Source organism: Brachybacterium sp. HMSC06H03 (genome assembly GCF_001807385.1).
Classification (GTDB): Bacteria; Actinomycetota; Actinomycetes; order Actinomycetales; family Dermabacteraceae; genus Brachybacterium; species Brachybacterium conglomeratum.
In genome coordinates this window covers 1-13,290 of sequence record NZ_KV788714.1, presented here as the reverse complement: position 1 = coordinate 13,290, position 13,290 = coordinate 1, and the positions used below count along the sequence as shown (strand labels likewise).

10 protein-coding genes and 1 pseudogene are annotated in these 13,290 nt (G+C 73.0%); 4 read left to right on the top strand and 7 right to left on the bottom strand.

All coding sequences use genetic code 11. The features are described 5' to 3' along the window. Positions 1 to 410, top strand: a pseudogene (locus HMPREF3159_RS05090) (hypothetical protein); the annotation flags it as partial. 57 nt (positions 411 to 467) lie between these two features. Here HMPREF3159_RS05090 and HMPREF3159_RS05085 read toward each other — a convergent pair. The 3 genes from HMPREF3159_RS05085 to HMPREF3159_RS05075 are packed head-to-tail and all read right to left on the bottom strand — an operon-like array spanning position 468 to position 4,837. Then, positions 468 to 1,952 carry an alpha/beta fold hydrolase gene (locus HMPREF3159_RS05085; RefSeq protein WP_070499968.1) on the bottom strand — a complete coding sequence of 495 codons (1,485 nt, stop codon included), beginning with the start codon at positions 1,950 to 1,952 and terminating at the stop codon, positions 468 to 470. Between the two features lie 39 nt (positions 1,953 to 1,991). Further along, on the bottom strand, positions 1,992 to 4,199 hold the full coding sequence (locus tag HMPREF3159_RS05080) for a prolyl oligopeptidase family serine peptidase (RefSeq protein ID WP_070499970.1): 2,208 nt from the start codon (positions 4,197 to 4,199) through the stop codon (positions 1,992 to 1,994). Between the two features lie 50 nt (positions 4,200 to 4,249). After that, on the bottom strand, positions 4,250 to 4,837 hold the full coding sequence (locus HMPREF3159_RS05075; RefSeq protein ID WP_070499967.1) for a hypothetical protein: 588 nt from the start codon (positions 4,835 to 4,837) through the stop codon (positions 4,250 to 4,252). Positions 4,838 to 4,914: 77 nt separating this feature from the next. On the opposite strand from HMPREF3159_RS05075, the gene HMPREF3159_RS05070 reads away from it, so the two are divergent. Next, entirely contained in the window at positions 4,915 to 6,129 is a 1,215-nt protein-coding gene (locus HMPREF3159_RS05070) for a glycoside hydrolase family 3 N-terminal domain-containing protein (protein ID WP_070499966.1), read from the top strand. A gap of 268 nt (positions 6,130 to 6,397) precedes the next feature. Here the strand turns inward: HMPREF3159_RS05070 and HMPREF3159_RS05065 are convergent, their stop codons facing one another. Further along, positions 6,398 to 7,273: a bifunctional hydroxymethylpyrimidine kinase/phosphomethylpyrimidine kinase gene (locus HMPREF3159_RS05065; RefSeq protein ID WP_070499965.1), complete on the bottom strand. Its 876-nt coding sequence runs from the start codon at positions 7,271 to 7,273 to the stop codon at positions 6,398 to 6,400. A gap of 205 nt (positions 7,274 to 7,478) precedes the next feature. Between HMPREF3159_RS05065 and HMPREF3159_RS05060 the strand changes: the two genes are divergently transcribed. Together HMPREF3159_RS05060 and HMPREF3159_RS05055 are read left to right on the top strand one after the other, a co-directional pair. After that, on the top strand, positions 7,479 to 8,408 hold the full coding sequence (locus tag HMPREF3159_RS05060; protein ID WP_070499964.1) for a hypothetical protein: 930 nt from the start codon (positions 7,479 to 7,481) through the stop codon (positions 8,406 to 8,408). Between the two features lie 34 nt (positions 8,409 to 8,442). Further along, positions 8,443 to 9,240 carry a hypothetical protein gene (locus tag HMPREF3159_RS05055; RefSeq protein WP_070499963.1) on the top strand — a complete coding sequence of 266 codons (798 nt, stop codon included), beginning with the start codon at positions 8,443 to 8,445 and terminating at the stop codon, positions 9,238 to 9,240. A gap of 43 nt (positions 9,241 to 9,283) precedes the next feature. Here HMPREF3159_RS05055 and cls read toward each other — a convergent pair whose 3' ends face one another. The 3 genes from cls to HMPREF3159_RS05040 form a co-directional block, all read right to left on the bottom strand. Beyond that, the gene (cls, locus tag HMPREF3159_RS05050; protein WP_070499962.1) at positions 9,284 to 10,768 is read right to left on the bottom strand and encodes a cardiolipin synthase; all 1,485 of its coding nucleotides are present in this window, start codon (positions 10,766 to 10,768) and stop codon (positions 9,284 to 9,286) included. 110 nt (positions 10,769 to 10,878) lie between these two features. After that, on the bottom strand, positions 10,879 to 11,775 hold the full coding sequence (locus tag HMPREF3159_RS05045; protein WP_070499961.1) for a Bax inhibitor-1/YccA family protein: 897 nt from the start codon (positions 11,773 to 11,775) through the stop codon (positions 10,879 to 10,881). 180 nt (positions 11,776 to 11,955) lie between these two features. Continuing rightward, complete coding sequence (locus HMPREF3159_RS05040) at positions 11,956 to 13,089, bottom strand: trans-sulfuration enzyme family protein (RefSeq protein ID WP_070499960.1); 1,134 nt, start codon at positions 13,087 to 13,089, stop codon at positions 11,956 to 11,958. Positions 13,090 to 13,290 lie beyond the last annotated feature (201 nt).

The window sequence follows — 13,290 nt, the reverse complement described above, 5'->3', positions numbered from 1 at the left end:
GCGACGCGCCGCTGCCGCCCAGGCCGGTGCGGACCGCCGCCGTCGCGCTGTGCGCCGCGGTCACGCTGGTGCTCGGACCCCAGATGCCCGTGCTGGACGTGCTGCGCCCGCAGCAGTGGGAGCCGACGTGGCGGGCCGAGCCCGCGCAGGCCGCGCTCGAGGCGGTGCCCGACGACGCGGTCCTCGCGGCGGACATCACGCTCCTCGCCCAGGCCGTGCCCGACCACGACGTGCAGTGGCTGCACGGCCCGAACGACCGCGTCCCCGACTGCGTGCTCGGTGACTGGTACGCGTTCTCCTGGAACTCGATGCCGCCCGATGACCTGGCGGTCTGGGCGCAGCAGCGGTGGGGCGCCGAGTACCGGGCGGTGTTCGACGAGGGCGGCTTCACGGTGGCCTGCCGGGCCTGAGGCGAGCGCCGGAAGGCAGGGTGCTCGGGTCTCGTCAGGCCGGGCCGGCGGTGCTCGTCAGATCGGGTCCTCACGGACGGTGCCGGTGCGTCGGCCCCGCTGACCTCGGGAGGTCGCCTGTGCCCGCTCCAGCAGGTGCCGCTCCCGCTCCGCCCGCGCGGACTCGAGCCGGAGCCGCCACGGCGAGTGCCGTTCCGCCGCCAGCGCGATCTGCAGGCCCCGCGAGAGGGCCCGGTCGGTCGCGGAGACCGGCAGCGCCGCGAGCTCCGCGGCGTGCTCGGGCAGCCGGTGCGCGACCCCGCAGGCGCTCCAGCGCGCCGCGATCTGGAGGATGCGGCTGCGGGTGTCGAGCATCGAGTGGCCCGCGCCGCGGATCTCCAGCAGCTGCGCGCCGGGGATCCGCCCGGCGACCTCCCGGGCGACCTGCGTCGGGCTGACCAGGTCCTGGCTCCCCGAGATCACCAGGGTCGGGGCGGTGATCGCGGGGGCGAGGGCGTGCAGGTCGATCGGCTCGCGCGCGAAGGGCGGCACGGCCCGGCGTTCCTCGCCGGTGAGCAGCAGCGGGTCCAGCGGTCCCCCGTCGGCATGCGCCCCGTACCCGAGCTCCGTGTGGGCGAGACGGGCCACGAGGTCGTGCTCGACCACGAACGGGGTCGACTCGAGCCAGGCCCGGTTCAGCACCTTCCGCACGCTGGACCAGGTCAGGGAGCCGCGACCGACGGCGAGCAGGTCCACGAGATCGCGCACCGCGGCCGGTCCTCCGTGCTCGTGGACGGCGAGCACGACGGGGCCGGCGCGGGAGGCCTCCACCTTCCCCTCCTCGGCGAGGCGGCGCAGCACGGCGGCGGTGGACGAGGTGGTCGCCTCGCCGCCGTCCCAGTACAGCTCGCGCAGACGTCGCTGGGCGACCAGCTCGTCGGTCGCGGCGCTGCGCGGGGAGTCCAGCACCAGGGAGTGCACCCGCTCCGGGTGCAGGATCGCGAGGATCTGGGCGAGCTGGGCGCCGTAGCCGGTGCCGACGAGCGCCGCCCGCTCGACGCCGGCGTGGTCGAGCACGGCGAGCACGTCCCGCACCACCTCCCGCAGCGTGATCGCCCGGGCGGGCAGGTCCTCCCCGACGGCGTCCAGCCGGGAGAAGCCGACGCCGCGATGCTCCATCATCAGCACGTCCACCCCGCGCGCGGCGAGGCTGCGGCGCAGCACGTCGTAGGGCAGCACCGAGGCCCGCGCCGGACCGTCGGGCAGGATCAGGACCGGCACCTCGGGGCTGAGGGACTCGGGCGGGGGGCTCCCGTCCGCTCCCCGCACCCGGCGGGGACGGCGCGGGGTCGCGCGGGCGTAGCGCAGCGGGAACAGCTCCGGCCCCTCCCCCTCCACCTCGCGGTAGACGGTCATCAGGTCGTTGCGGATCTGCAGCAGCTCGTCCTGCGTGGCGCGCTCGATGATCTCGACCGGCCGCGCCCAGGGCGCGATCCGGCGGGGCAGGGGCAGGGCGGGCAGCCCGGACGTGGGGGTCCGGGAGGTGCGGGGCTCCTCGCTCATCGCCGTCCTCTCATCGCGTCCGACGGGGCACGGGGCTTCTCATGCGTCGCCGCCCGTCGCACCGCTGCCCGTCGCACTGCCGATCGTGTCCCACAGGAAGGTGTACAGCAGCGCGTTCATCCGCGCCGCCTGCTCGTTGTTCGCCGCGCCGCCGTGCCCGCCCTCGATGTTCTCCCAGGAGCGCACGTCGGCGCCGAGCGACTCGAGCGCCGCGGTGAACTTCCGGGCGTGGCCGGGATGGACGCGGTCGTCGCGGGTGGAGGTGAGCACGAAGGTGGGCGGGTAGTCCGCGGCCCTCTCCTCGGAGAGCAGGTGGTACGGGCTGAAGGTGCGCACGAACTCCCAGTCCTCGGTGTCGGGGTCGCCGTACTCCGCCATCCACGACGCTCCGGCCAGCAGGTGGCTGTAGCGCTTCATGTCCAGCAGCGGCACCTGGATGATCACCGCGCCGAACAGCTCCGGGTACTGGGTGAGCATGTTCCCGGTGAGCAGGCCGCCGTTGGAGCCGCCGCGCACCGCGAGGTGGTCGCGGTCGGTGACGCCGCGCTCGACGAGGTCCTTCGCGACCGAGGAGAAGTCCTCGTAGGCGCGGTGGCGCTCCTCCTTCAGCGCCGCCTGGTGCCAGGCGGGGCCGTACTCGCCGCCGCCGCGGATGTTGGCGAGCACGTAGGTGCCGCCCCGCTCGAGCCAGGTCTTCCCGATCGCGCCGAGGTAGGACGGGGTCAGGGAGATCTCGAAGCCGCCGTAGCCGTACAGCAGGGTGGGTCGCGGGCCGGGCTCCTGCCCCTCCTGGCGTACCTGCGAGATCTCGAAGTACGGGATGCGCGTGCCGTCGTCGCTGGTGGCGAAGTGCTGGGTGACCTCGAGCCCCTCGGCGTCGAAGCGGGCCGGGGCGGACTTCACCGGCTCGAGGTCCGTCGGCTCGCCGCCGACGGCGACCTCGGAGAGGTCCCCGAGCAGCAGGGCGGTCGGCTCGATGAAGTCGGTGACGGTCACCCAGATCTCGTCGCTCTCGTCGGCATCGACGGCGGAGACGCCGATCGAGCCGCGCAGCTCGGGGTACAGATCCCGGCGCACCCACTGCCCGTGCTCGTCGCGGGTGTGGACCTCGAGGCGGTGCACGACGTCCTCGAGGATGGAGAGGACCACGGCGGTGCGGGTGATGGTCATGTCCGCGAGGGAGGTGGAGGCGGTGGGCTCGAAGAGCATGTGCAGCTCGGGCTCGCCGGCCTGGAAGCGGGCGAAGTCGCCGACGACGAGGGATCCGGCCGGGTAGACGTCCTCCCCCACCTGCCAGTCGCTGCGGGGGCTGAAGATCCCCAGGTCCCTGTGCGCGGTCGCCTCGAGGTCGCGGGGCACCTCGACGGTCGTCAGCTCCGGCGGGGTCGCGGAGCGGTCCACGACGTGCACGGTCTGGTCGTAGAAGGCGTGGGCCTCGACGATCCAGTCCCGCTCCCAGCCGGGGGTGTGGTCGTGCGCGGCGAAGACCGCCATGTCCGAGGCGGGGATCTCGTGGACGAGCTCCGCCTCGTCCAGCGGCGTGCCGCGTCGCCAGATCCGGGCCTGGCGGGCGTAGCCGGAGCTGGTCATGGTGTCCTCGCCGAAGTCGGTGCAGGCCCAGACGGTGTCCTCGTCGATCCAGGACAGGGAGCCCTTGGCCTCGGGGCGCACGAAGCCGCCCTCGGACTCGGGGACGAAGGAGAGGGTCTCGAGGTCGAACTCGCGCGTGACGTCCGCGTCGGAGCCGCCGTGGGAGAGCGCTACCAGGGCGCGGCGGTAGGGCTCCCCGTCGGCCAGGCCCTCCGGGCGGAGCAGGCGCGCGCCGTGCCACACCCAGTCCTCGCCCTCGGCCTCGTTCAGCGCGTCGACGTCCAGCAGGATCTCCCACTCGGGCTCGTCCGTGCGGTAGGACTCCATCGTGGTGCGTCGCCACAGCCCGCGCTCGTGCTCGGCGTCGGTCCAGACGTTGTAGAGGTGCTCGCCGCGCTTGACGACGCCGGGAATGCGGTCCTTCGCGTCGAGGATCTCGCGGATCTGCCCCTGCAGGGTCTCCGCGAGCGGGGCGCCGTCGGGATCGGCGGGGTCCTGGACGCTCTCCAGTGCGGACTCGGCGCGGGCGTTGCGCTCGCGCACCCAGTCCAGCGCCTCCTCGCCGGTGACGTCCTCCAGCCAGGCGTGCGGGTCGGTGCTGCCGTCGGGGGCGGGGAGCTGCGCGGTGCGCTCGGCCTGGTCGGTGCTGTCGGTCATCGTGAGGATCTCCGTGGTCGTGGTCCGGTCGGTCGTGGGGGCGGGGTCCGTCACCGGTCGCCCTGCCCGGTGCTCGTCGTGGCGGGGAGCGCGGTGAACTCGCCGAGCACGCCCTTCCACGCGTCCTTCCAGGCGGTCCGCGCGTCGGCCGTCTCCAGGCCCTTGTGCTCGATGCCGAGGGTGCTGCGGCCCTCGTCCTTCGCGGTGATGTTCACCGAGACGCGGCTGCCGTCGGCGACGGCCGCGCGCCAGTAGCGCCACGTCGCGGTGTCGCTGAGCGAGGGCTCCTCGAGACCGAGGCCGTCGCGGCGGGCATCGGTCATGAACGCGTCCCAGCGGTCGCGCACCTGCGTCGGCGTGCCGGGCACGGTGCGGGAGGCGGAGGCGGAGAAGTCCCCGTCGCAGCTCTGCCCCACCACGCGGCGCCCGATGACCTGCTCGTAGGCGACGGTGACGCCCTGCGCCCACCACTCCTCGACCTCCCACCGCTCCACCAGCATCCGCGCGATCGCGGTGTGGTCGAGGTCGCGCCCGCCGGCCGCGTCGAGCCGGTCCGTCCACTCGGCCAGCGAGGTGCCGGTGCCGTTCTCGAGCCGCGCGGCGTGCGGATGGTCCTGCGGGAGGATCTGGTCGCTCATGGAGGACACGATACGGCGAGCGCCGGGCACGGGGACCCGGTCCGACGGGCCCGCTGCGTGCATGGAACACTGGCGGTATGCGACGTCGTCACCTGCTCGCCCTCGCCCCCGCGGCCGCTCTCGCCGCCTGCACCTCCCCTGAGGAGGACGCCACCTCCCCGGGCAGCGGCGGCGGGGGCGCGGCCCCCTCCGACGGCGGTGACGGCGGCACCGCCCCGTCCGACGGCGACCCGTCCGACGGCGAGGAGCCGACGACGACCGCCCCGTCGAGCGTCGCCGAGCAGCTGCTCGAGGGGCTCTCGCCGCGCGAGATCGCCGGACAGCTGGTCCTCGTCGGCATCGCCGCCGGCTCCGAGATCCCGACCGCGACGTTCGAGGAGCACCACGCCGGAGGGATCTTCCTGCTGCAGGTGTGGGAGAGCGCCGAGCAGGTCGACGCCGTCGTCGACTCCGCCCTCTCGCTCGCCCGCCCCGAGCTGCCGCCGCTGCTGGCCGTGGACCAGGAGGGCGGCCAGGTGCGGATGCTGCGGGGCGACGCGGCACGGGAGACGGCCTCGGCCGAGACCCTCGGCGCCGAGGGTCCGCAGGCGGTGGCCGACGCGTACACGAGCATCGGCGAGGACCTCTCCGCGCTGGGGCTGCACGTGGCCCTCTCCCCCGTCGCCGACGTCGTCGACCCGGAGCTCGGCGACGCGAACGAGCCCGTGGGCGGGCTGGACCGCGGCTTCGGCACCGATCCCGAGCAGGTCGCCGACTGCGTGACCACCGCGGTCGAGGCGCTGTCAGAGCAGGGCATCGGCGCGACGCTGAAGCACTTCCCGGGCCTGGGCAGGGTGGAGCAGAACACCGACTTCTCCGCCGAGGGGATCGAGGACACGACCACCGGGCCCGAGGACCCGTTCCTCGAGTCCTTCCGCGCCGGGATCGACGCCGGCGCGCAGCTGGTGATGATGTCCTCCGCGATCTACCCGCGGATCGAGCCGGACGTCCCGGCGATGTTCTCCGCCGCCGCGATCCAGGACCTGCTGCGCGACGGCCTCGGCTTCGAGGGGCTCGTGGTCACCGACGACATCGGCGCCGCGCAGGCCGTCGCCGACGTCCCCGTCGCCGAGCGGGCGACCCGGCTGCTCGAGGCGGGCGGCGACGCGGTGCTCACCGCCGACCCGTCGCTGACCGGCGAGCTCGTCGACGCGATCGAGGAATGGGCAGGGCGCGGCGAGGAGCAGGAGCAGCGGGTGCGGGAGTCCGCCGGCCGGATGCTCGCGCTGAAGGAGGCGCTGGGGCTGCTCTGACCGCGCGCGGCACCAGGAGGCGGGCCCGCGCTTCCGAGCGGCCCGGCCGGCGCCGGTGGCTCCGGTCGGGAGATGGCGCATGGCGTACCAGTACGCCTGTATAGGCGTAGCGGCACGCCACACGCCAGCAGCCGACCATGTCCCGACGGTGCAGGGATGTCAGCGAGCGGGGCTCGGCGGGGCCGGCGGCGGGCCGGGCTCTCTGCCCGGCTCAGTCCCTGTCCTCTCGACCGAGCTCCTACCGGCTCGTCCCTCGCCAGTACGTCGCTCAGTCCTTGCCGAGGGTGATGAGGTGGTTCACCGGGCCGTGGCCGCCGGCGGTGCGGGAGAGGCGCCAGTCCTGCGCGTTCTCGCTCGCGCTCGCCACGAACTCGCGCGCCGAGGCGACGATCGTGGGCATGTCGTCGTCCGTGCCCGACTCGCCGATCTCCTGCAGCTCCCCCGCCCGGTCGAACTCGGCGATCCGTGCGAGCTGGGCAGTCAGCGCGGCCGACAGGGTCGTGCCCGCTCCGCGCAGCGCCCGGCCCTCGATCCGCTGCCCCCGCAGCAGATCCGTGCCGCCGGGATGGACCAGCACGTCCACGACCTCGTCGCCCGGGAGCGACCCGCCCGTGATAAGGACGGAGCGGGGCCCCTTCGCGACGAGCGCGAGCGCCTGCTCGCGCATCTCCTCGATCGAGGTCGCCACCGCCCGGCGCAGCAGCTGCGCGGACTCCCTCATGGTCAGCACCAGCACGTCCACGAGCGGGAGCAGGTCGTGCTCGATCGCTGCGGCGCCCTCCGCCGAGATCAGCGCCGTGCCGTCTGCGCTGACCATCACCGGGTCCAGCACCACGGTCCCGAAGCGCTCACGATGGGCGCGCAGCGCGGCCACGACCTCGGCGACCACGGCGGCGCTGCCCAGCGAGCCGATCTTCGTCGCGTCCAGCAGCAGCTCCTCGGAGACCGCGTCGATCTGGGAGCGCACCACCTCGGGCGGCAGCGGGTGCACCCCGCGCACGCCCTGCGGGGACGCGGAGACCACCATCGTCACGGCGCTCGCACCGTAGGAGCCCAGCGCCGTGAAGGTCTTCAGGTCCGCCTGGACGCCGGCGGCGCCGTCGGACTCCGATCCGGCGATGGACAGGACGAGGGGCGGGCGCATGCGATCTCCATCCGACGAGTGGACCGGGTCCCGGGTGACCCGTGAGCGGAGAGTACCAACCCTCCCTGGCATCCCGCTGCCGGGACGCGGCGGCCCGGATGCCCGGCGGACGCGCCCGGTCGTGGGACAATCTCCCCCGGACGGGGGTCACGGGGACCCCGCCGGGAGGCGACCGGGGACAGGGCCCGGGACAGGGGAGGTGCCGATGACGCAGGAGCCGCACGGCGAGGGCGCGCCCGAGAGCGCCCCCCTGCCCGACTTCGCCTCCTCGTCCTCCCCGACGGGACTCCCCGACTTCGGCGAGGACCACGGGCCGGCGACCCTCGGCGAGCCGAGCGAGCGCGCCCGCCACCGCACCCGGCTGACGATGATCGCCGTGATCGGCGGCTCGGTCGTCATCCTGCTCGTGCTGGCGCTGATCCTCTCCCAGACCGTCTTCCGCTCCGTGCTCGAGGATCCGGACCCGTCGGCCTATTCGGCCGGGCCCCGCAGCGCCGAGGGCCAGTCCGAGTACGTCCCCGATCCCGAGGACCCGGACATCGCCCCTCCCCCGCCGATCTTCACCCAGGCCCCCACCACCGAGTGCACGGTCCCGCAGAACACGACCCCGCCGCAGCCCTCCGGCGCGGGCAAGGTGCGCGGCGGCGGGCTGGAGTACACCAGCCCCGAGGGCTGGGGCGACGGCTGGGCCGTCCACTCCCTGCCCTATCTCACCGAGCTCGCGGCCGACGGCCGACGGGTCGAGGGCAGCTGGTACAGCGTCGTGAACCTCGGCCGGGTCACCTTCCCCGAGGACGAGGGCGGCTATCCCGGTCTCGAGGCCGCGGCCGTCGCGATCTTCCAGTGCTACGCGACCACCTCCGGGGTCGTCTCCCACTTCGGCGAGCACCCGGAGGTGACCGACTACCGCTCCGAGGTGATGACGGTGGACGGCACCGCCGCCTGGATCGTCCAGGCCACCTACCACTTCGAGGACCCCGAGGTGCTGGACACCTCGAGCGCCTCGATCGTCACGTCGATCGTCGTGGAGACGCCGAACGGCCCCAGCGCCCTGGCCAGCGACGTCGCCGCCGACCAGCCCGAGCATGTCCAGAACCTCGAGGACATCATCGCGAGCCTCGACGTCGTCGAGTGACCGACCGCGTCCCGATCCCCCTGCAGGAGCAGCCGTGCACACCGGACCGCAGTTCACCTCCACCCAGCCCGCCACCCCCGGCGGGGGCGGCGGCCGGGCGACGCCGCTGCTGATCGGCGGGATCGCCTTCGCCGCGGTGTTCCTGCTGATCGTCGGCGGCACGATCGGCTATCTCGTGCTGCGCGGGAACGGCGGCGATCCCTCCGCCGGCGGGACCGCGACCACGACGGACCCGTCGAGCGCCTCGGCGAGCGCGTCGTCGACCCCGACGGGCGAGGTCGAGGAGGAGCGCTGCTGGCAGCCGGAGACCATGGAGCGCGCCGGCGACAACCCCTCCGGGAAGCTGCGCGGCGGGGGCCTGCAGTTCATCCCGCCCGCGGTCTACGACCAGCGGCAGACGCCCCGCGGCGTCGCGTACGTGAACGACGCCCAGGGCGCCTACGCGCAGGTCGAGGACGGCTGGTACTCGGGGATGTTCGTCGGCGCCGTCGAATGGCAGCCCGGCATCGAGTACCCGGGCGACGAGGTCGCCTCCGAGAAGATCGTCGCGTGCTACTTCGCCGCGTCGATCTGGGGCGACACCGAGGGGCGCACGCTCGACGACCAGGTCACCGAACCGGTGACGATCGCGGGCCTGCCCGGCTATCGCACCACCGCGACCGTGAACTTCGCGAAGGCCCCGATGGAGAAGACCTCCGCGACCAGCCTGACGGTCATCGTGCTGGACACCCCGCAGGGTCCGAGCGTGTTCATGCTCGAGACCGCGGTCGGCGTCGCCGAGCACGAGGAGGCCGCCGCCGAGGCCCTGGAGTCCCTCACCGGCGTCGCCTGAGCTCCTCCCCTGCCCGGGCCCGCCGCTCGGCCGGGGCGCTCCCTCACACCACGGAGGAGGCGAGGCGGCAGAGGTTGTCGATGACCTGCATGGTCCGGGGCCGGGACTCCCACTCCTCGCGCGTCAGCTGCCGGCTGCGGGAGCGGTAGGTGTCCTCCACCTCGCGCATCTTCTCCATGAAGTCGGTGCCGCCCACCATCAGCGAGCACTCCATCTGCAGCAGGAACGAGCGCATGTCCATGTTGGAGGAGCCGACCACGCTGACCGAGTCGTCGATCGTGACGTGCTTGGCGTGCAGGATCGTCGGGGCGCGGTAGAGCCAGATCTTCACCCCCGCGTCCAGCAGCGTCGAGTAGTAGGAGCGCTGGGCGTGGAAGACCAGGAACTGGTCGCCGATCTCGGAGACGAACAGCTCCACCTCGACCCCGCGCCGCGCGGCGGTGATGAGGGCGGAGAGCATCGACTCGTCGGGCACGAAATAGGGCGAGACCGCGACGATGCGCCGGGTGGCCGAGTAGAACAGCTGGTTGAACAGCAGCAGGTTGTTCTCCTCGACGAAGCCGGGTCCGCTGGGCACGAGCTGGCACTCGTAGGTGCCGGTGGTGTCCGGCGAGGGCCTCACCAGCGTCTGCTCGTCGAGCATCTCGTCGGATTCGTAGTACCAGTCGGAGGCGAACAGCAGGTTCAGCTCCGAGACGATCGGGCCGCGGAAGCGGGCCATCGTCTCCTGCCAGTGCAGGCCGCGGCGGATGTTCGCGGGCTTGTCGTAGTGGGCGGCGATGAGGTTCTGGCTGCCCATCCAGCCGACCTCGCCGTCGACGATGACCATCTTGCGGTGGTTGCGCAGGTCCGGGCGCTGGAAGGCGCCGTCGCGGAACAGGCGGATCGGCATCATCGGGGCGTGCTGGATGCCGTGGGCGTCGAGCTTCTGCCGCATCGCGCGGTACACGGCGCGGTGGCTGACCGCGCCCCAGTGGTCGTACAGCACCCGCACGGTCACGCCGGCGTCGGCCCGCTCCGCGAGCGCCTCGAAGAAGTCCTCGGTGACCTCGTCGAGGCCCATGATGTAGAAGAGCACGTGGACGCTCTCGCGCGCGGCGCGGATGTCCTCGGCCATCCGCGCGATCGAGGTGTCGTAGTCGATCTCGAGCTCGGCCGAGTTCTTTCCGGTCAGCGGGAAGGCGCCGAGCTCGCGGTTCAGCTGCACGGCGGACTGCAGCCAGCTGGGCGCGTCCTCGTCGAGCTCGCTGTCAGGGATCTCGTGGGCCCGCACCCGCAGCAGCCGGTTCACGGCCCTCTGCTTCGCGAGCCGGCGCTTCGGGAGCTGGGAGCGGCCCAGCAGCAGGAACAGCGGGAAGCCGACGATCGGCAGCACCATGATCGCCAGCAGCCAGGCGAGCGCCGAGCCGGGCCGACGGTTCCGGGGGACGACGACCAGGCTGATCAGCCGCAGGACGACATCGATGCCGACGTAGAGATAGGTCCACACCAGGGCCCAGTTGTCGAGCACCCACTGCCACAGTCCCATCGGTGGTCTCCTCCTGCATGGTCGAGCGCCGGGCGGCAGAACGGCGGGCCCCCGAGGAGACCCGCCGTTCAGCATACGCAGTGCGACGCCGGCGGCGTCGCGCGGTGGCGTCAGTCGTTGCCGCGCAGGATCATCAGGATCCGCAGCACCTCGACGTACAGCCACACCATGGTCACGGCGATGCCGAAGCCGAGGCGCCAGGCGTACTTCCGCGGCGTGCCCGCCTCGACGGAGCGCTGGACGTCCTCGAAGTCCATCACCAGCGAGTAGGAGGCCATGACGACGGCGAGGCCGCCGATGACGAGGCCGAGCACGCCGTCGCGAAGGCTCTGCCCGGAGAGCAGCAGGTAGCCGATGTTCACGAGCCCGAACAGCAGGTACGCGACCATCGCGACGAAGAAGATCTTGTTCAGGCGCGGGGAGGTGCGCAGGACGCCGACCCGGAAGAGGACCAGCACGGTGGCGGCCACCGCGAGGGTGCCGACCACGGCCTGCATCGCGATGCCGGGGTAGATGAACTCCATCGTCCCGCTGAGCCCGCCGAGGAACAGGCCCTCGGAGGCCGCGTAGGCGAGCACCAGGATCGGCGAGGGCTGCTTCTTGAAGATGTTGACCAGCGACAGGACGAGTCCGCCGATCAGGCCGACGAGGGTCGCGACGCCGGTGAGCGCGAGGCCCGCCTGGACCCCCTGGTCGCCGGCGACGAGGCCGAGGGCGAGCGGCGTCATCGCGACCGCGAAGCCGACCACGATGATCACGCCGAGAGTCGCGCTGATGGCGTTGAGCGCATCGCGCATGGTCATGCGACCGGTGTCGTGACCGGTGGCGGCCGGGCGGGCGTACATCGCCTCGAGCTGGTCGCCGCCCTGCTGGCCGAAGCCGGAGGACCACTGGGTGTCGGGGGCGGGTCCGGACTGCGCGGCCTGGCCGAAGCGGGGGCCGCTGTACGCGCTGCCGCCCTGCTGCACTGCCTGGTCACGGCCGAACACGATGTTGTGGCGTGCCATGGGACTCCTCACGTGGGAATGATCGGGGGTCGACGGCGGAGCCCACGGGTCTGCGGGAGAATCCACCGGACCGACCGCCTCAGCCTATCGGCCGTTCCCGAGATATGCCTGGGCACGGCCTGCGCCGTGAGCGAAGCGTGACCCGGCCCGCGAAAAGGTTCTGAAAGCGGACCGGGAGGATCAGCCGGCGGCGGCGAGGGCCTGGTCGAGGTCCTCGAGGAGATCGGCGAGGTCCTCGATGCCGACGCTCAGGCGCAGCATCTCGGTGCTGATGCCCGCCGCAGCCTGGGCCTCGGGGGTCATCGCCTCGTGGGTCATGGTGGCGGGGCGGCAGATCAGCGACTCGACGCCGCCGAGGCTCACCGCGTAGGCCGGGTAGCGCAGGGCGCGCAGGAAGGCGACGCGGTCCAGACCGTCGGCGAGCTCGAAGGAGAGCACGGCGCCGCGGCCCGTGGCCTGGGCGTCGTGCAGGCGCGCCTCCTCCTCGCTGTGCGAGCCGGGGTACCAGACCCGGGCGATGCGCTCGTGACCGCGAAGATGCTCCACGATCGCCTCGGCGTTCGCCTGCTGGCGCTCCAGGCGCAGCGGGAGGGTCTTGATCGACTGGATCAGGCGGAAGGAGTCCTGCGGGCCGAGCACCCCGCCCTGGGCCTTCTGGGCGAGGCGGAGCGCGTCGGCGAGCCCGTCGTCGTCGGTGGTGACGGCCCCGGCGAGGAGGTCGGAGTGACCGGCGAGGTACTTCGTGGCGGACTGCACGACGATGTCGACGCCGAGCGCGAGCGGCTTCTGCAGCACGGGCGTCATGAAGGTGTTGTCCACGATCACGAGGGCGTCGTGGCGGTGGGCGAGCTCGACGATGCGGCGCAGGTCGGTGATGCGCAGGGTCGGGTTCGCGGGGGTCTCGACGAAGACGGCGCGCGTGGCGGGGGTGAAGTCCTCGTCGGTGAGCTCGGCGAGGTCCGCGACGAAGCGGCCGGTGATGCCCCGTCCCGGCAGCACGAGGTCGACCAGGCGATAGGTACCGCCGTAGACGCTCGCGGGGAGGATCACCTCGTCGCCGACCTCGAGGGTGGTCAGCGAGGCGGCGGTCGCGGCCATGCCGGAGGCGAAGGCGAAGCCGTGGCGGGCGCCGTCCAGCGCTGCGAGGACCTGCTCCAGCTGGGCGCGGGTGGGGTTCGCCCCGCGCTGGTAGGCGTAGGCGCCGTCCTCGGTGGCGGGGTCGAGCTCGAAGGTCGAGGCCAGGTGCACCGGCGGGACGACCGCTCCGTGCTCGAAATCGCGCAGGGTGTGCACGGCGGCGGTCTGGATGTGCACGGCAGCTCCTCATCGGGGGACGTCGGGGATGCGGTCACACTAGGTCGCCGCCTCCCCGGCGGCCAGGTGGGATGAACGACTGTGAAGCCCAAGTGGAGCCGCGCTGCGGGGCCGACCCGGCGACCCGGCGGCCCGGCGATCCGGCGCACGCGGCGCCCGTCGCCCCCGAGGATGCACGAGGGCCCGCGACCGTGATGGTCG